General features: G+C 33.1%; 18 protein-coding genes and 1 other annotated feature. Of the genes, 15 read left to right on the forward strand and 3 right to left on the reverse strand.

Annotated elements, in window-relative coordinates:
* Nucleotides 1–93 precede the first annotated feature (93 nt).
* The 13 genes from amrA to FYJ79_RS04290 all read left to right on the forward strand — a co-directional run bounded on the left by amrA (nt 94) and on the right by FYJ79_RS04290 (nt 13,636).
* Entirely contained in the window at nt 94–1,476 is a 1,383-nt protein-coding gene (gene amrA / locus FYJ79_RS04230; RefSeq protein WP_154514787.1) for an AmmeMemoRadiSam system protein A, read from the forward strand.
* Between the two features lie 12 nt (nt 1,477–1,488).
* Nucleotides 1,489–2,307, forward strand: a complete 819-nt coding sequence (amrS, locus tag FYJ79_RS04235; protein WP_326803287.1) for an AmmeMemoRadiSam system radical SAM enzyme — start codon at nt 1,489–1,491, stop codon at nt 2,305–2,307.
* An 85-nt stretch (nt 2,308–2,392) separates the two neighbouring features.
* Nucleotides 2,393–3,721, forward strand: coding sequence for an MATE family efflux transporter (locus FYJ79_RS04240; RefSeq protein ID WP_154514789.1), 1,329 nt, complete (start codon nt 2,393–2,395; stop codon nt 3,719–3,721).
* Nucleotides 3,718–4,266 (forward strand): GNAT family N-acetyltransferase, encoded by a 549-nt coding sequence (locus FYJ79_RS04245; RefSeq protein ID WP_154514791.1) that lies wholly within the window; start codon nt 3,718–3,720, stop codon nt 4,264–4,266. The genes FYJ79_RS04240 and FYJ79_RS04245 overlap by 4 nt, the downstream gene beginning before the upstream one ends.
* A 33-nt stretch (nt 4,267–4,299) precedes the next feature.
* Nucleotides 4,300–4,511 (forward strand) — a binding site (T-box leader).
* Nucleotides 4,512–4,546: 35 nt separating this feature from the next.
* Complete coding sequence (gene lysS, locus FYJ79_RS04250) at nt 4,547–6,037, forward strand: lysine--tRNA ligase (protein ID WP_154514793.1); 1,491 nt, start codon at nt 4,547–4,549, stop codon at nt 6,035–6,037.
* An 84-nt stretch (nt 6,038–6,121) separates the two neighbouring features.
* Nucleotides 6,122–6,844 (forward strand): LytR/AlgR family response regulator transcription factor, encoded by a 723-nt coding sequence (locus tag FYJ79_RS04255; RefSeq protein ID WP_154514795.1) that lies wholly within the window; start codon nt 6,122–6,124, stop codon nt 6,842–6,844.
* Nucleotides 6,845–7,035: 191 nt separating this feature from the next.
* On the forward strand, nt 7,036–8,106 hold the full coding sequence (locus FYJ79_RS04260; RefSeq protein WP_195837014.1) for a sensor histidine kinase: 1,071 nt from the start codon (nt 7,036–7,038) through the stop codon (nt 8,104–8,106).
* Between the two features lie 3 nt (nt 8,107–8,109).
* Nucleotides 8,110–8,418 carry a hypothetical protein gene (locus tag FYJ79_RS04265; protein WP_154514799.1) on the forward strand — a complete coding sequence of 103 codons (309 nt, stop codon included), beginning with the start codon at nt 8,110–8,112 and terminating at the stop codon, nt 8,416–8,418.
* A 78-nt stretch (nt 8,419–8,496) separates the two neighbouring features.
* Entirely contained in the window at nt 8,497–9,066 is a 570-nt protein-coding gene (locus FYJ79_RS04270) for a hypothetical protein (protein ID WP_154514802.1), read from the forward strand.
* Between the two features lie 432 nt (nt 9,067–9,498).
* Entirely contained in the window at nt 9,499–10,212 is a 714-nt protein-coding gene (locus tag FYJ79_RS04275; RefSeq protein ID WP_154514804.1) for a hypothetical protein, read from the forward strand.
* Nucleotides 10,213–10,725: 513 nt separating this feature from the next.
* The gene (locus tag FYJ79_RS04280; protein WP_154514806.1) at nt 10,726–10,941 is read left to right on the forward strand and encodes a hypothetical protein; all 216 of its coding nucleotides are present in this window, start codon (nt 10,726–10,728) and stop codon (nt 10,939–10,941) included.
* Between the two features lie 44 nt (nt 10,942–10,985).
* Nucleotides 10,986–11,462 (forward strand): hypothetical protein, encoded by a 477-nt coding sequence (locus tag FYJ79_RS04285; RefSeq protein ID WP_154514808.1) that lies wholly within the window; start codon nt 10,986–10,988, stop codon nt 11,460–11,462.
* A 932-nt stretch (nt 11,463–12,394) separates the two neighbouring features.
* Nucleotides 12,395–13,636, forward strand: a complete 1,242-nt coding sequence (locus tag FYJ79_RS04290) for an RNA-binding domain-containing protein (protein WP_154514810.1) — start codon at nt 12,395–12,397, stop codon at nt 13,634–13,636.
* Nucleotides 13,637–14,057: 421 nt separating this feature from the next.
* On the opposite strand, the gene FYJ79_RS04295 is transcribed toward FYJ79_RS04290, so the two are convergent.
* The 3 genes from FYJ79_RS04295 to FYJ79_RS04305 all read right to left on the reverse strand — a co-directional run bounded on the left by FYJ79_RS04295 (nt 14,058) and on the right by FYJ79_RS04305 (nt 15,714).
* On the reverse strand, nt 14,058–14,390 hold the full coding sequence (locus FYJ79_RS04295; protein ID WP_154514812.1) for a type II toxin-antitoxin system PemK/MazF family toxin: 333 nt from the start codon (nt 14,388–14,390) through the stop codon (nt 14,058–14,060).
* Nucleotides 14,391–14,393: 3 nt separating this feature from the next.
* Entirely contained in the window at nt 14,394–14,636 is a 243-nt protein-coding gene (locus FYJ79_RS04300; RefSeq protein WP_229771314.1) for an AbrB/MazE/SpoVT family DNA-binding domain-containing protein, read from the reverse strand.
* A gap of 334 nt (nt 14,637–14,970) precedes the next feature.
* Nucleotides 14,971–15,714 (reverse strand): MurR/RpiR family transcriptional regulator, encoded by a 744-nt coding sequence (locus FYJ79_RS04305; RefSeq protein ID WP_154514816.1) that lies wholly within the window; start codon nt 15,712–15,714, stop codon nt 14,971–14,973.
* 150 nt (nt 15,715–15,864) lie between these two features.
* Here FYJ79_RS04305 and FYJ79_RS04310 point away from each other — a divergent pair, with 150 nt between their 5' ends.
* Both FYJ79_RS04310 and FYJ79_RS04315 read left to right on the forward strand, forming a co-directional pair.
* On the forward strand, nt 15,865–16,659 hold the full coding sequence (locus tag FYJ79_RS04310; protein ID WP_154514818.1) for a carbohydrate deacetylase: 795 nt from the start codon (nt 15,865–15,867) through the stop codon (nt 16,657–16,659).
* Nucleotides 16,656–18,197, forward strand: coding sequence for a PTS transporter subunit EIIC (locus tag FYJ79_RS04315; RefSeq protein ID WP_154514820.1), 1,542 nt, complete (start codon nt 16,656–16,658; stop codon nt 18,195–18,197). The genes FYJ79_RS04310 and FYJ79_RS04315 overlap by 4 nt, the downstream gene beginning before the upstream one ends.
* Nucleotide 18,198: the final 1 nt, after the last annotated feature.

The following is an 18,198-nucleotide window of genomic DNA, read 5'->3' on the forward strand; positions in this document are numbered from 1 at the left end:
ATATCATCATTATATATGATTTTTTATGAGATTATGAGGAAACTTTCAAGAATATAGGAAAATGACTATAATAATGGTAAGGAGGCGACAAAAATGCCAATACTCTATACATGTTGTGTACCCCATCCTCCACTTATTATTCCTGAAGTAGGTCAAGGGGAAGAAAAGAAAATCCAAGATACAATCAATAGCTATCATGAAGTCATGAAGAAAGTCGCAAGCTTTCATCCTGATACCATTATTATCATAAGTCCACATAATACATCATATAGTGATTACTTCAATATCTCAGATGGTGCTCATGCCGAAGGTGATTTTGGTCAGTTTAGAGCGAAACAAGTCAAAATCACATGTGACTATGATGAAGAATTTGTTGAGGCATTATGCCATAATACAGAAAATAGTGGTGTTCCTGCAGGAACATTGGGGCAAAGAATGAAACGACTCGATCATGCTACAATGATACCACTGTATTTTCTTAATCAATATATGACTAACTATAAAGTTGTACGTATGGGATTATCAGGTTTAAGCTATCAAGATCATTATCATTTAGGTCAGCTTATTAGTAAAACAGTTGAAGAACTTCAACGTAAAGTAGTCATTATAGCCTCAGGAGATTTATCACATAAACTTAAAGAAAGTGGTCCATATGGTTATGCGAAAGAAGGACCAGAATTTGATCAAAAAGTCATACAGGCATTAAGTCATGGAAATTTCTTAGATTTAATGACCATGGATTATGGTTTTTGTGAAAGAGCAGCAGAATGTGGTTTGCGTTCATTTATTATTATGGTCGGTGCCTTAGATTGCCTTTCTGTTCAACCAACATTATATTCCTATGAAGGACCTTTTGGTGTTGGATATGGTGTTGTTGGTTTTGATATAGGGGGAAAAGATGAAACACGTCACTTTGGTGAACAGGCAAAGAAATATGAAGAAGAGAAGATTTTAGCGATAAGAAAAGCTGAAGATCCCTATGTAAGATGGGCAAGAACTGTTGTGGAAAGCTATGTGAATACGAAGACTATACCAACACTTCCATCCCACTTACCGGAAGCTATGTTGACTGAAAAGGCTGGTGTCTTTGTTTCTATTAAAAAAGATGGTCAGCTTAGAGGCTGTATTGGGACATTCCAGCCAACAACAGATAATATTGCCCTGGAAATACGCAATAATGCCATCTCGGCAAGTACAAGAGATCCTCGCTTCTCACCTATCACCCGTATTGAATTACCTAAACTCATTTATAGCGTTGATATCCTTGGTGATGTTACTCCAGCTACCTATGAAGAGCTTGATCCACAAAAATATGGTGTCATTGTCAAACACCATCAGAAGAGAGGCTTATTGCTTCCTAGACTTGATGGTGTTGATACAGTATCAGAACAAATAGAAATAGCAGCTAGGAAAGCTGGTATTTATGATGATGAAGATATTGAATTATTTAAGTTTGAGGTTGTTAGACATTATTAGGAAGGTGATAGTGTGAAATGTGGTTTATGTTTTCATCATTGTGACTTACAAGAAGGACAAACAGGATTATGTCATGCCAGAGAAAACAAGGCAGGACATATAGTAACCAATAATTATGGCCAAATCACATCCCTTGCTTTAGATCCTATTGAGAAGAAACCACTTTATCACTTCTATCCAGGCAGTTCTATTCTATCGGTAGGAAGCTATGGCTGTAATCTTCAATGTCCTTTCTGTCAGAATTATGAAATTTCTTATGATCATGGCAGTATGGTAAGAGTAGAAATGACACCTGAAGAACTTGTGCATCAAGCTCTTGCTTTGGTGGATGAAGGTAATATTGGTATTGCCTTTACATATAATGAACCACTTATTGCTTATGAATTTATCAAAGAGACTTTTATCAAAGCCAAAGAAGCTAGCCTTAAGACAGTACTTGTCACTAATGGCACCATCACAACAACCTATTTAGATGACTTGCTGCAATATACCGATGCCTTAAATATTGATCTCAAAGGCTTTAGACAGGATATCTATGATCGCTTAAATGGCAATCTCGAACTTGTGAAAACAAATATCATTCATGCTCATCAAAAAGCTCATGTTGAAATCACCAGTCTTGTAGTTCCTACCTTCAACGATGCACTAGAAGATATGGAAAAAGAAGCCATCTGGTTATCTCATATTGATCCTGATATCCCTCTACATATCACTCGTTTCTTTCCTAGATACCATCTCTTAAACCAATATCCGACAAGCATTCCGCTTTTAAAACAAATGCAGACGATTGCTTTAAAGCATCTGCATTATGTTTATTTAGGAAATGTCTAGATAATGTCATGAAAGTCTGTCTAAAAAACAGGCTTTTTCATTTTCAAAATTTCCCATATAATAACCATTATATGGGGGAATTATTATGCAAAAAGATCTAACTGAAGGCAGTTTAATGAAGAATATTGTCATATTCTCATTACCATTCCTGCTTTCTTATTTTCTACAAACACTCTATGGAATGGCTGACTTATTCATAGTTGGTCAATTTGATGGCGCAAGTGTTATTTCCGGTGTTTCGATAGGTTCACAGGTTATGCATATGATCACTGTCATGTTGGTAGGCATTGCAACAGGGGGAGCTGTGATGATTGGCCGTTATGTTGGCGCACATGACAAAGAAAATGTTGCCAAAACAATTGGCAATACCATCACTCTCTTTGTGATCATTGCAGCTCTTCTTACAGCATTATTATTACTTCTTGTATCACCAATAGTGACAATCATGTCAACACCCAAAGAAGCCATTATTGAAACATCAAATTATCTAAAGATATGTTTTGTCGGCATACCTTTCATTATTGCCTATAATGTCATTTCTTCTATCTTTAGAGGTATGGGTGACTCTAAGAGTCCTATGTATTTTATTGCCGTGGCATGTGTAGTGAATATTGTCTTAGACTATTATTTTATTGGTACACTTCATATGCATGCATCAGGAGCAGCACTAGCAACTGTTATTGCTCAGGGGCTAAGTGTTGTTGTTGCGATTGTGACAATTATGACAAAGAAACTCATTCAGCTCACATTCTCCTCACTGAAGTTTGAAAAAGAAATCATCACATCTATACTTAAAATAGGTATTCCTGTAAGTTTACAGGATGGCTTTATTCAGGTTGCTTTTCTCATTATTACCATTATTGCGAATAGTCGTGGAGTGGAAATAAGTGCTGCAGTAGGTATTGTTGAGAAGATTATTTCATTCCTCTTCCTTGTCCCATCAACAATGATGCAAACAGTTTCTACAATCTCATCACAAGCTATTGGGGCAGGCAAGAAACCATTGGCACGCAAAACACTCTTTACATCAATGGCAATTTCAACATCCATTGGTTTAATATTCGCTATTAGTTTCCAGTTTATCTCAGAACCAGTGATTGCATTATTTACCCATGATGCACAAGTTGTTCAACTGGCGACAGGCTATATGCATTCCTATGTCTTTGACTGTGCGATTGCCAGTATGCATTTCTGCTTTAGTGGTTTCTTTGTTGCCTCAGGATATTCGATTGTATCCTTTATTCATAATGTTGCTTCAATAATTACATTACGTGTACCAGGAGCTTATCTAGCTTCCATCTATTATCCTAAGACATTATTCCCAATGGGCTTAGCAGCACCAGCAGGTGGTGTCTTGCAGCTAGCAATATGTATTGGCTTTTATCGCTATTTACGAAAGAAGAATAAGATATGATGAAGGAAATAGGCACACATGCGATTAAGACAGAACGCTTGTTGTTGAGACGTTTTGTAGAAAGTGATATAAAACCTTATTATGAGAATTATGGTTGTGATCAAGCTGTACAGAAATATATTGCTTGGTTTGATTGTAAGACTTTGGAGGATACAAAGCATTTCATTGATGAGCACTTAAAGAAATATAATGATCCATATTTCTTTGGCTGGGTGATTGAATATGAGGGAGAAGTGATTGGTTCAATTGGTTGTTTTAACGTCAATCCCTTCTTGTCATGTTGTGAACTAGGATATTCAATTGGTTCACGTTGGTGGAACAAAGGCATTGTCAGCGAAGGGGCAAAGGCTGTTGTTGATTATATGTTTAATGAAGTAGGGGCCCATAGAATCTATGCATCATATACTAAAGAGAATGTTGCTTCCGGTCGTGTAATGGAGAAAATTGGCATGAAATATGAAGGAAAGGCTGTAGATGGTATTATGTTGGATGATGGATATCATGATCTTGTCTATTATGCCATCATAAATACGCAAAAACCTTGACAATATCAAGACAAAATGAATATAATAACACTCGCAAAGGCAATGAATAGACGAGTAGTCTTATAGTCACATTCTAGAGAGCTTTCGGTTGGTGCAAGGAAGTAATGTTGCGTAAGATGAATAAAGACTAGGAGCTGTATTTTGGATCGTAAGTGATAGAATAACGTGTGACCGCGTTAAGGTTTAATGAGATCATAGTGATATGATGAATTAGGGTGGTACCACGATTAACTCTCGTCCCTTGGATGAGAGTTTTTATATTGGAGAAAAGGAGAAAATTATGGCAAAAGTAAAACTCACTCAACAAGAGCAAGTTAGAAGACAGAAGATGCAAGAATTAAGAGACATGGGTATTGATCCATTCGGACAGGCATTTGATGTCAAAGACAATACAAAAGATATTAGAGAACAGTATGGTAACTGTACTAAAGAAGAATTAGAAGAAAAAAATATTCATGTACAATTAGCTGGACGTATTATGTTGAGACGTCGTAAAGGTAAGGTTGCCTTCATGGATATCAACGATAAATTTGGAAAGATCCAGTTATATGTAAGAAAAGATGTTGTCGGTGACGACGTTTATGAAATCGTAAAACGTGGTGACTTAGGTGACATCATCGGTGTAGAAGGCGTACTTATGGAAACAGACACAGGTGAGCTTACAATCCGTGTAGAAAAGTACACACACCTCACAAAAGCCTTAAGACCACTTCCAGAAAAATTCCATGGCTTAACAGATACAGAAGAAAGATTCAGAAGAAGATACCTAGACTTAATCATGAACGAAGAAGCACGTAAAGTCGCTTTCACAAGACCAAAAGTCATTCGTTCCATCCAGCATTACTTAGATAACTTAGGTTATACAGAAGTTGAAACACCAATGATGAACTCTATTCTAGGTGGTGCTTCTGCAAAACCATTCATCACACATTTCAATGCCTTAGATAAAGATTTCTATTTAAGAATCGCAACAGAATTAAATCTTAAGAGATTAATTGTTGGTGGCATGGATGCCGTTTATGAAATCGGTAGACAGTTTAGAAATGAAGGTATGGATAAGACACATAACCCTGAATTCACTTCTATTGAAGTCTACAAAGCATTCTCTGACTTAGAAGGCATGATGGATTTAACAGAAGGTATCGTTGCCCAGGCAGCAATGGATGTTAATGGCACATATGATATCGAATATAAGGGACATAAGTTCTCATTAGCACCAGGCTATAAGAGAATTTCTATGGTAGAAGCTATCAAGGAACAGACTGGCATTGACTTTGCAGCTGATATGAGCTTTGAAGATGCTAAGAAGTTAGCAGAAGAACATGATATCGAAGTAGAACCACACTTCGCCTATGGTCATATTGTGAATGCCTTCTTTGAAAAGTATTGCGAAGAAACATTTGTAGAACCAACATTTGTTTATGGTCATCCAATTGAAATCTCACCACTCGCAAAGAAGAACCCTGAAGATCCAAGATTCACTCTTAGATTTGAATTATTCATTTGTGGTAATGAATATGCGAATGCCTTCTCAGAATTAAATGACCCAATCGATCAGCGTGAAAGATTCGAAAACCAGCTCAAAGAAAAAGAACTCGGTAACGATGAAGCTAACGAAATGGATACAGACTATGTAGAAGCACTCGAATACGGTCTTCCACCAACAGGTGGTATGGGCATGGGTATTGATAGACTTGTCATGTTGTTGACTGGTCAGGATACAATCCGTGAAGTCATTCTCTTCCCAGCTATGAAACCAACAGAAAAATAGTGCATATTGAAAAGTATATTCATAATATGATACGATCATATTACTGAATATACTTTTTTTTATTGATAATTGGAGCTTCAAACAATGTATAAATTTGCATTAGTAGATGATGAAATTGTGTTTTTAAAAATACTTGATCAAAAGCTATCAAACATCCTATTTGAAAAACATATTGAATATCATCTTTCATCATTCAACCAATCAACAGTCTTTCTAAAAACGCTTTCCAAAGAAAATTATGACATTGTTTTTCTAGACGTTGATATGCCTGATGAAAATGGAATAGATATAGCGCGTAGATTACGCAATATAGATCATCCTCCAGTAGTTATCTTTGTCACATCAAAAGAAAAATATATGCGAGATGCTTTTGGTATGAATGTATTTGCGTTTATTGTTAAAGAGGAAATGGATAAAGAGCTAGCACCAATTATGGCAGATTGCCTAACATACATGGGAAAAAATAAGGGATTAATCTTAAAAACAAATCAAGGGCTTCATCGCTTCTATTTCAATGACATTATTTGCGTGTATAGTGAAGATAGAAAGATTCAACTCATTACGCATTTAGAAGTATTTCAAATCTATCAAGAGACTTTAGGGAGCATTATTCAAAAATTAAATCATCCACAATTCGTATCACCTAACAGGGGGAGCATTGTAAATTTGAGATATGTATCTCATACGAAAAAAGGATGTATTACTTTAGAACATACGGATCATAAGGAATATATAAGTAGGGAAAGAGTGAAAGAATTTGATAGAATATTTACAAATTATGTATTAGGACAAAGGATCTATCAATGATGAGATATGGATTATATTTTTTATTATCAATCTGCGACATACTTATTCCTTACTTCTTCATCTGTTTCTTTCTGGATCGTTATTATAAACAAGAAAAACTTATCTTTATTTATTTCATAGCATTATTACTTCATATCATGAAAGTACCCAATATCATTATTCAATTATTGGTATTAATGATTAATGTATATTTGAATAAGACAGAATTACATAATAAGCATATCAAGGATATCTATGTTTATTTAGTTTACTTGGCAATCTATATGTTTATAGGAGTGATTTGTCAAACTATTATAGCTGTTACAACAGGCATTCCTTTCACTATTGATGATGTTTTTCAATTAAACCAATATGCCAATATTATTTATGAAGTCATTATTTTGCTTTCTATTACAACAATCCTAAACTTAAAGTTTTTCACTGATAATAAAACTGATGGTAAAAATAGAATTTTATTAACGACAATAGCGCTCATTACAGGATTATGCCTATTACTGGCTCAGTCTTATTTCAATAATGCTATACCAGTACTATTAATCTATACTTATTTTACAGGTATATTGCTTTGGTTGTTTTTTGTCATATTCACATTTTTTAAAGACAATATAAAAGCAAGAATTGAAAATGAGAAGCTTAATGAGCAATATAAACTCAACGAGTATAAGCTAAAAAGCCTGTTAGAAAAAGAACAGTATTATGAAGAATTACAAAAATACAAGCATGATATCAAGAATAATCTTCTTACATTATCCTATCTATTAAATAATGAAGATCAAGTGGAAGCAAATAAATATCTTGGTCAGTTAGTGGGAAAATTAAATGAAAATGATTCACACTTGCAATTCTCTGAGCATCCTATAATAAATGCTATTTTCAATGAAAAAGTCAGAAATAATAAGCATATTCAATTTCGAATAAAATGTAATTGTTCAAGAAAGATATTTATAGATGACCTACATTGTAATATTCTCATTACGAATTTAGTAGATAATGCGATTGAATATTTAAACAGTCATGAATTTCTTGAGAAATATATTCATTGTGTCATTGTTGAACATAAAGAATTCTTGGTCATCTCAATTGCAAACCCAATAGCATCATCATTTCAATACAACCAATCTATGCCAACATCAAAAGAGGATAAGATAAATCATGGCTATGGGTTATCAATCATAAGATCAGTTGTAGATCTATATGATGGTAATATGACATTAGAACAAAAGAATAATATGTTTTGCATAAATATATTATTGAAGAGGTAGTAAATGATTATTTTAAAAAGAGAAAAAAGCTTTGTGGATAGATTTAGAAAATATACGATTTATATCAATGACAACGTATACGGGAAAATCAAAAATAATGCATCAATTGAAATAAATCTTCCTTCAGGCAAATATGAGATGTTTCTCATGATAGACTGGTGTAGAAGTAGGACTTTGACAATTAATGTTGAAGAAGGGCAAGATATTATTCTAGAATGCTATTCTTGTCGGAAAGGAAGAAATTTTTTTAAAACAGCATTTGCTTCTATTCTACAATCTAATGACTATATCGTTTTACAATTTAAACATTGAAAATGACAATTCAGACAATGGAATGAAAAAATAGAAGAGGTATCACTATAATTGATTCTGGAAAGGAGAAAGATTATTGTGAGGAAAACTTTTCTTTGTATTTTTATGCTTTTGATATGTAGTGTCAGTAACATCCGAAATGTTGAGGCTCGTGGATTTATAGGTAATTCTTCCACTATAAGTGCAGTTTTAGAGCAATATAATAATGTATTTATTGAAACTGGATTTATAAAAGAATTCTATCTTGTTGATGGGAAGATGAAGTGTAAACAAGATATTCAGTTAATGATGGAGAAATATGAATTTAATGAATCTGATCAAAAATTTATAAAACAGTTAATTGATGAGTCAAACGTTAACTCTACTGTAGAATGCATAAGAAAGCCAGCAAGAGTCAAAGTGAAAAATGGGAGTATATTATTAAATAAAAAAGAAGTAAGAAAATATTTCAAGAAGGCTATTACGATAGGACCAATTGCTATTGTTGGTGCAATGATAGCAATTGGAGCAACGGTAGGACCTGTTGGAGCAATTGCTGCCTGTGTAGCAAGTACTTTTAGTTCAAGCTATATAGCAACTAATATCAAAAAGGCATATGTTTCAAACAAGGGTTTAAAAATTTGCTTGAGCGGAATTAGTGTTTATTAATAAATCATTGAAACCTAGTCGTATTGCTTTCTAAATATAGTAGTTTACTAAGTAAAAGATAACTAATATAATTATTTTGTCAATTTACAACAAGCTCTTATTTTGAAGAGTACATTAATCATAAGAAATATGAATGATGATAAAGCAAATGAGAATCAGTTTTTGCTACATGTCATATAACATTTATTGCTACTATAGTTACTGCTTAAGTACAGGCATTCAAAAGCAGCTGTAAAAAATCTTCAATGTCTTTATTAAAGATTGATTTCTTAATAAGAAATTATACATTAGAGAAGTTTTCATTGTTTGAACTTATGGGGTGATTCGAATAACTAGGTTATAAATAATCTTCAAGGGTACAAAAATTTATTGTTCACCACTTAAGCCATTGAACTGGTTAAAATATGAATTAAAGAAAAGGAGAACAAAAAAATGCACATAAAATTGAGAAAATTTATTGCAAGCATTCTTGCTTTTGTTTTATCTATAAGTGTTGTAGGCTTTAAGGAAATAAGCAGAATTTATGCATATGAAAGTAATAAAAGTGAAATTGATAGAATTGTTCTAACAAACAATGAACTTACTACTTATAAGGGATTGGATATAGCTAAACATCAGTATGACATGACCAAAATGAATGAAAAAGAACGAGATCTTTACAATATTCTTTTAGAAAAAGAATATGAAAGGCAAGAATCTTCTTTGGATAAGCAAGGAGTAAGTAAAGAGGAATTTATAAATGAGCTGAAAATGATTTTAGGAAATGATTATTTAGTTAAACAAGATAGCATGATAAAATACAAAGCAAAGGGAAAGAAAAAAGCTACGAGACTTATTTCCGTAGGTGCTTTGGGAAGTGCTTTGAATATTGTAATAACAGCTACTTTGATAGCAACGGGAGTTGGATCCATAGGTGAACTCGTGAAGAAGTTAGGAAAACAAGGAGCAAAGAAGTGGGTTAAGAAACATCTTTCTTCTAAAATAGTGAGTGTATTGACTAGGGTTGGAGCCAAAACATTAGGGAAGTGGATAGGTTCATTTGTGGTATCGATAATAGATACATATCTAGATCCAGGTACTTTTTTAGCAAAAAAGTTTGATTCTGTAGATATTGTTCCTAATAGTGGGTATATTGAATTATGGTAATAATCGTTATAATTATGGCGCTTAGTATTCTTGCAATGTTATTTGGCCCTTTGTCACCATTGGTATTATTATCATCGTTGGCGTTGATAATATATGAAAGAAATAATTCATTTGGAGTGGTTTCAACAAAAAATCGTATTATTAGTTTTCTTATTGCAGTTGTAGTAGGATGCATATGTGTGATATTGTCATATAAACTCCCTTATCATGACTATTATTCTGGTAATAATAGAAGATTTTTTGAGGCAATTGGAACAATAAACCTATATTTTACATCAAACATTTTGCTTATAAAGCTTAAAGAACATATAAAATAATGGAAGATTGAATGTAAGTTCTCTATGAGAGCAAAGAAAAATAACTCAGGCAGTTCCTGTTTAGAATTGCCTTTTTTATTCTTCAAAGAGATTCATCTTGATACACATAAGGTCTTTGATAAATATCGTATCAAATAAATTATTTTTGATGAAGTATTTTATAGTAAAGTAAGAAGTAGGAAGGAATTAAATGTTCATGTCAAATATATTATCTCATTTTACATTTGATGAAGCACATGTTGTTATAGCAGCTATTATTGCAGTTGTTGTATTATTTGAATGTAAATTTGGAAAGCCCATAACATTTATTTTTGGAAAACCAAAACTCTTTGAAGGAACAAGAAAGCAGAAAATATATGCTTGGATAGTATTTGTTTTTGTGATTTTGTGTTTGCTTAGTACATCTTTATAGTTTTTTATGATACAGTAATTCTATATAAGAATGGAGAACGAAAAATGAATAAGAAAGTGAAGATTATTGTCATTGTTGCTGTAATAGCAGTAATCGTATTGTGTATTGCCACAGTTGTTGGTGGAATTCAACAAGGAACAACACCAGTCACAACAGTCAAGAATAACATCCCTATTAGTACATTTGAAAAAGATTTCTCAATCAAACTTCCTCAAGTCAATAAACAACTCTATTCCATTGAAGAAATCCAAGACTATCGTTTTCTTTTCTATCACAACAAAAAAGTCCAAACACGTTATTGTGTGTATGAACTCAACACAGATACACCAACAAAATTCAAAAAAGGCAATATCGTTGATCAAATGTATCCTAGCTCAGATGTACCAAAAGAGTATAATGTGAAAGAATTAACTGATTTATCATCAGCACATTACTTAAAAGCTTCAAACTCAGAATCTAAATTGTATGTACAAGTAGTAGCTGACAAGATGTATATTTGGCAGGAAATGAACGACCATTAAAGAATAATGAATTATGGTAATGCTTATTTTAGCTACGACAATAAATATATTGGCAATGTTATTTGGGCTTTTGTCACCTTTGGTAATTGTGTAAACATTGTTGTTGATCAGGTATGAAAGAAATGATACAGGTGATTCAGCTTCTAAAAGAAATCGAATCATAAGCTTTCTGATAACAGCTATCATTAGAAGTCTATGTGTGATCTTTACATATCATGACAAAAAACAAAGACTTTTCATGAAATCAAAGGGCAGATGGAATACAAGACATCTATCTGCCTTTTTTGTACAAGTAAATAGGGTATCTAGTCTTTAAAAGTTGAATGTAAGTAGTATGCAAAAATGAAAGTCTTGTTTTTAAAGCTGTATTACAAATGAAGAAAAGGAGGTGATTGTCATAAAAGATTCAACAGTCAGTGCGAATATAGAAACGCATATTAAAATGGAAGCAGTAGATATTTTGCAGAAACTAGGAATTCCATTATATGTTGTGATTAACTCACAATATCACCAAATCCTCTAGCATAGAGGCATTCCATTTCTTTAACAAGACCTGCTGAATGAGACACAGTTGACAGTATGTAGAAAAATGGAGTCGATAAGAAACCGTCATAAAATGATACATTAAAACAATCTCGTAACATAAAAAGTGCAACGAGAATATATCTCGTTGCAAACAAGATGCAACGAGCCCTATCGAATAAGTCATAAAAAGATAGAATAATATATTTAAAGCATAGAATACATCAAATGCATATATATGAAATGTGAGATATTTAGGGTCTTATGGATATAATGGGGATTAAAATGCTGTATTATGCCTAAAATGCAACGAGAACTAATCTCGTATCATAAAAAAGTGCAACGAGAACGTATCACGTTGCAAACGAGATGCAACGGGATTATAATATGAATAGTTGAGGGCCTAGAGTATGGAACGAGAAAATAAGACATTAGAATATAAAGAAACACTCACAAAATCATTTTTGAAAACAGTTAGTGCATATGCGAATTATGGCACGGGTAGAATTATATTTGGTGTAAATGATGATGGAGTCATAGTAGGTATTAATGACTTAGATCAATTATGTCTTAATATCGAAAATTCAATTAATGACAATATCACACCGCACCCTTCTTATAGACTTACGCAAGATCATGATAAACACTTAATAATTTTAACTGTCGAAGAAGGTCTAGATAAGCCCTATTATTATAAGAACAAAGCTTATTGTCGAAAGGATAGTTCCACAATAGAAATTGATCGTATAGAACTTAATCGATTAATTCTAGAGGGAATGAATGTAAATTATGAAGATTTACAAGCACAAAATCAGGATCTTACTTTTCATGTACTAGAATCATATTTTCAAAAACAATTAGGTATTAAAGATTTCAATAAGGATACACTTATTACATTAGGTCTTTATGACTATCACAAAGGCTATAATAAGTGTGCTGAGCTCTTTGCGGATAAGAATGATTGTAAGGGTATTGATATTATGAGATTTGGTGAGAGCGAAGATGTCGTCCTGGATCGTAGAACCTTTGAACATGCCTCATTGCTTACATTATTTGAGAAGACAGAAGAAGTCTTTTCATTATATTATTCACAAGAGATTATTAATGGAATGACAAGAGAACGTAAATATCTTATTCCTCAAAAAGCATTTAGAGAGGCACTTGCGAATGCAATAGTACACAGATCATATGATAACAATGCACATATAAATATTGCGATGCATCCTGAATATATTACAATAACTTCTCCAAATGGTTTAAGTGAAGAAGCTTATGAAAATGGCAATATATCTGTATTGAGAAATCCTAAAATAGGGAATATTTTCTTTAGACTACGTTATATTGAGTCTTTTGGTACTGGCATAAGAAGAATTAAAGCACTCTATAATGATTCGTTGATGAAACCAGAGTTCATACTAACGCCAAGTACAATCAGTATCACTTTACCTATCTTGAAAGAAATAAACTTAACTAAAGATGAATTAAGAATCTACAATATATTGAGTATTCATGGTGAAATGCGTAGAGAAGAGATTGAAAAGGAACTACATGTTAATAAATCTAAGTGCATAAGACTATTAAATAAGCTCATATCCCAACAATTAGTAGAAAAAATAGGTCAATCTTCAGCTATCAAGTATAAGTTAAAATAGAGATATGCATAACTGCATATACTCTAGTTTCGTTCATAATGAAATACATCTAATTTGAGTCTGTTTCAATTGTCTCGTATCAATTCATATTTTGAGAACAATTAGATACTAATCAAATTTTTGAAATAAATAGAAGACTATGCATATATCTATCTTAATTCCTATGTGCGCTATAATTTATAAATAGTATTATTTAGCGACTGCATTGTTTAAATTTTTGGTGTTTCTGTCAACAATATTGCTTTTCAAGAATAAAAGAAATGCCTAGGTGATTTCATTTCAGCAAGAAATCATATGATAAAATTACATGTCAATGTTATCTTAAATACATATGTGAACGAGTTAAGTATAACAATTGCAAAGAATTCACATAGAAAAGACAGATAGAATAGGAAAATCTATCTGTCTTTTTTAATGAAGTTTATTCGATTTCAGCTAAAATTATATTTTTTACTTTTTTTAATAAGTATGCTGGTAGTGTTTCAACGTATGACCATTCTCTTGCTGATAAGTCGAGAGCTATTATTTGACTGCAGAGTATGGTACCAGTCGTTTGTGTTCGATTATCTAAATCTACATTAAGAGGATATTTACCAGTAGAATTAGTAATGGGGCATAGAATCGCAAATTGTGTATATCTATTATATTCTATATTACTGACCACAAGGGCTGGTCTAAAACCTCTTTGTTCATGCCCTAAGGTTGGGTTAAAGTTAATTTTAATAATGTCACCTTGATTGGGAATATTGCCCATCAGCTACCACACCTCTCTTCCTTCTGGTTCTCCAAAATCCACTTCCTTAAGTTTTGGCCCATCATAACCTTCAAAAAGCTCGTCGATTGTCTTCCTTTCTTTCTTAGCTGTAATAATAATCGACAGTCCGTCATCACTCTTGCGAATATCAACAGTACTACCATTTGAAAGATCCAAGTCATCGCATAAATGTTTTGGGAGACGAACTGCTAAGCTGTTTCCCCATTTAGTGATTTTTTGTTCCATACAAATCATTCCTTTCTTCAAAAGTAGTATAAACAATGTATATACTTTATTTCAAGCCTTTAACGTTGAAGATGAAAAAATCTGTAAAATCATTTTTGAAAACAGTTAGTGCGTTAAAATATTGAGTATCCATGGTGAGATGAATAGAGAGTGAAAAGGAACTACATGTTAATAAGTCTACATGCATAAGATTATAAAATAAGCTTGTATCCCAACAATTATTAGAAAAAGTAGGTCAATCTTCAGCTATTAAAATAGAGAATGAATACAATGGATTGTTCGTGATATAATTTAAGCTATATAAAATACCCAGGAGAATAAGCCTCTGGGTGTTTTATTCATGTTTGCCTGTTTTTAGATCATCTTCCACATAATTATCAATCAAATATTCCATGAGATTTAGTGTGTTACCAAAGAAGTAATTAAGATATTTGTTTTCATAGTCAGTTGTATTAGAGTTGCTGTCAACAATAATACAATAATCACTTTCTTTTTGATAACTGCTATTGCTTGCGGCAGTAATCGCAATAACTTTGCCTCCATATTGCTTACATTCATGCATCTTAATAAGCCCACGCTTATTTTCTCCTGAATGTGAGAAGGTAATTAATGTATAGGGTGTTTCATCAGAGACTGTGCTAATTTCTACACCATTAAGATCAACCGCATAGATTCTTTTAAGTAATAACTTACGATATGTGTAACTGACAAGAAACTGACAAAAGCCTTCACCAAAGAGAAAGACTTTCTTTTCTTTGAAAGCTGTTTGTAATTGTTGTCCAATATCTTCCCAATTGCTTGTTGTTGTGGCAAAAGGTAATTCACTTAGTTGATGATCTGTTTTGTTTTTAACAATCTGTTGAAGATAATAGATGAATTCTTTATAGTTCTTCAAACCTGTTCTTTTCACAAGACGGCTTATTGAGGAAATGGATGTGTAATTCTTTTCAGCAATATTCCTGATATCAAGATTTTCTCCATTCTGAATCATTGTGAAGATCTTGTTGATTGTGATTTCGTCTTCGGGATAAAAAGTATTATTGGGAAAAAGACGATCAAAGTGATAAATAGTGGACATATCGAGTCACCTCCTGAAAATATTTTCAAGAAACGCAAGCACTTCCAATAGCAACGCAAACTATTGTATACGCTTCCAAAAGTATACTATACTTTGCTTGTGAAGTAAATGTACATATACTAAACAGAATATAACAGAGGGAGTAAGAAAATGAAAAGCGTCATAATTAATGCTGACGACTTTGGCTATTCACCAGCTGTGAATGCTGGCATTATCAAAGCCTATGAAGATGGAATACTAACCTCAACAACCCTTATGGCCAATATGCCAGGCTGTGATCATGCAATTACGCTATGCAAAAGTCATCCAGGCTTGGGGGTAGGTGCCCATCTCACATTAACCTGTGGTTATAGTTTAACACAAGGTCAAACCATTAGTCAGCAAGGTCGATTCTATAACCTAAAAAATTACCAACTTAATAGAAGTAAAATGGATGATGAAGAAATCTATGAAGAGTGGTGTACACAAATTGATTATTTACTTGCACATGATGTCAAACTTACACATCTTGATAGCCATCATCACTTACATGCCTTTAAAGAAAACTATGAGATTACATTAAGAATAGCACAAAAATACGGTTTACCTTTTCGCAATGTTAATTTGCTAGAAGACAACCTCCAGCTACCTTATCAGAAAAATGTAAAAGGATTATTAGATCTTTGTAATTATCCTCACATACGTGATATCAGTCATAGTTTTAAAAGTGATCAAAATGCATGTCTAAATGAAATTGAAGCTGTTTTAAAGAAGATAGGAGAGGGTGTGACAGAACTCATGGTCCATCCTGCATATGTTGATGAAACGCTTTATTTTCAATCATCATTTAATATCGCAAGAATAAAAGAAGTCTCATTGTTGTGTGATGAAGATGTTGCACAACTCTTTAATAAGTATCAAATACAAATGTGTCACTATGGCACTATTTCAGGAGAAAAAGTATGAAAGAAAAATTCATGAAATCCGCAAGTATATTCTCTAAAGCTATTATTCAGCCGGTAATGTTTATGGCTGTAACAGGTATCGTTCTTTCTATTTGTGCAATCTTAAAACTTGAATTTATGCCACAATTTACAAAAGATATTGGTAATTTTATCTTCAATATCTTATCGGGAGGGATGATTGGTCAGCTAAGTGTGATCTTTGCGGTTGGTATTGCTGCGGCACTTGCAAAGCCTAAGTATAAGACTGATGCAGCCATACTAGGTATTGTGACATTTATGATCTTCTTGTTCGCAAATAATTCTTGGCTGACACTCACACATCGTCTTGCGAAAGCAGGTGAGTTTGGTCTCTATGGTACAGGACAGGGAACAATCCTCGGCTTACAGGTTGTTGATATGGGTGTCTTCTTAGGTATTATGATTGGCTGTCTTGTTGGTGTGATGGTGAATAAGTTTGGTGATATTAAGCTTCACAAGTACTTAGCACCTTATGAAGGAACAAAGTCAGTTTATATTATCTTAATCTTTGTGACAATTATTCTTGCCATTGCTGCTACTTATATCTGGCCTGTTGTGAATAAGCTTGTTGAAGCGATTGTTAAGACGACAACGACAACGGGATCAATTGGTTTCTTCTTCTATGGCTTCCTCAATCGCCTACTATTACCTTTAGGCTTACATCATTTCTTATGGATGCCACTCTTCTATACACCATTAGGTGGTACAGCCCATATAGCAGGCCATGTCTATAATGGTGCCTATAATATCTGGTTAGCTGAGTTAGGCCATGCAGGTTCGATTACAAGCATGCATCCTTCTATTGGCTATCTTGCAAACTTTGGCTCTATTTCTTTACCAATTGGTATCGCCTTTGCGATGTGGAAAACAGCTAAACCACAAAATCGTAAAAAAGTGGCTGGCATATTAATTCCAACTGTTGTAACAGCATTTATGGCTGGTGTAACAGAACCATTAGAATTCCTCTTCCTATTCCTATCTCCTATTCTTTGGTTAGCACATGCTGTTGTTTATGGTTTAAGCTTGTTGATAACGAATTTATTTGGTATTTCTATACAGTTTGATACAGGTATTAATATGATTATTAATAGCTTTGCCTTCCCAGCTGCTCTTGGTAAACAATACTTTATTCCAATTGTCTTTGTGATTACTGCTGTTATGGAATATTTTGTCTTCCGTTATTTAATTGTAAAATTAAATATTCCAACACTGGGTAGAGAAAATATGGATGATGATCAAGTCATTGAAGAAAAGACTTCATCATCTACAAATGTAGATCGAGCACAAGTGATTAATATTGTTGAAGGATTAGGTGGTAAAGAGAATATCAGTAATATTATGAATTGTTATACGAGACTGAGGGTAGATGTCAAAGATGAGAATAAAGTGAATATGGATATCTTAAAGAAGAAAGTGAAGTCATCAGGTATTGTTGATAAAGGAAAACATATTCAAATTGTCATTGGTTTAGGTGTAACAGAGGTAAGAGAAGCTGTTGAAGATTATTTGAAAGGTGAATAAT

The sequence above is a fragment of the Sharpea porci genome, assembly GCF_009695655.1.
Classification (GTDB): domain Bacteria; phylum Bacillota_I; class Bacilli_A; order Erysipelotrichales; family Coprobacillaceae; genus Sharpea; species Sharpea porci.

Excerpts from the sequence above, each read along its gene's own strand:
- amrA (WP_154514787.1), top strand. The coding sequence starts at position 94 with ATGCCAATACTCTATACATGTTGTGTACCCCATCCTCCACTTATTATT.
- FYJ79_RS04240 (WP_154514789.1), top strand. The coding sequence starts at position 2,393 with ATGCAAAAAGATCTAACTGAAGGCAGTTTAATGAAGAATATTGTCATA.
- FYJ79_RS04245 (WP_154514791.1), top strand. The coding sequence starts at position 3,718 with ATGATGAAGGAAATAGGCACACATGCGATTAAGACAGAACGCTTGTTG.
- lysS (WP_154514793.1), top strand. The coding sequence starts at position 4,547 with ATGGCAAAAGTAAAACTCACTCAACAAGAGCAAGTTAGAAGACAGAAG.
- FYJ79_RS04255 (WP_154514795.1), top strand. The coding sequence starts at position 6,122 with ATGTATAAATTTGCATTAGTAGATGATGAAATTGTGTTTTTAAAAATA.
- FYJ79_RS04265 (WP_154514799.1), top strand. The coding sequence starts at position 8,110 with ATGATTATTTTAAAAAGAGAAAAAAGCTTTGTGGATAGATTTAGAAAA.
- FYJ79_RS04275 (WP_154514804.1), top strand. The coding sequence starts at position 9,499 with ATGCACATAAAATTGAGAAAATTTATTGCAAGCATTCTTGCTTTTGTT.
- FYJ79_RS04280 (WP_154514806.1), top strand. The coding sequence starts at position 10,726 with ATGTCAAATATATTATCTCATTTTACATTTGATGAAGCACATGTTGTT.
- FYJ79_RS04285 (WP_154514808.1), top strand. The coding sequence starts at position 10,986 with ATGAATAAGAAAGTGAAGATTATTGTCATTGTTGCTGTAATAGCAGTA.
- FYJ79_RS04290 (WP_154514810.1), top strand. The coding sequence starts at position 12,395 with ATGGAACGAGAAAATAAGACATTAGAATATAAAGAAACACTCACAAAA.
- FYJ79_RS04295 (WP_154514812.1), bottom strand. The coding sequence starts at position 14,390 with ATGGGCAATATTCCCAATCAAGGTGACATTATTAAAATTAACTTTAAC.
- FYJ79_RS04300 (WP_229771314.1), bottom strand. The coding sequence starts at position 14,636 with ATGGAACAAAAAATCACTAAATGGGGAAACAGCTTAGCAGTTCGTCTC.
- FYJ79_RS04305 (WP_154514816.1), bottom strand. The coding sequence starts at position 15,714 with ATGTCCACTATTTATCACTTTGATCGTCTTTTTCCCAATAATACTTTT.
- FYJ79_RS04310 (WP_154514818.1), top strand. The coding sequence starts at position 15,865 with ATGAAAAGCGTCATAATTAATGCTGACGACTTTGGCTATTCACCAGCT.
- FYJ79_RS04315 (WP_154514820.1), top strand. The coding sequence starts at position 16,656 with ATGAAAGAAAAATTCATGAAATCCGCAAGTATATTCTCTAAAGCTATT.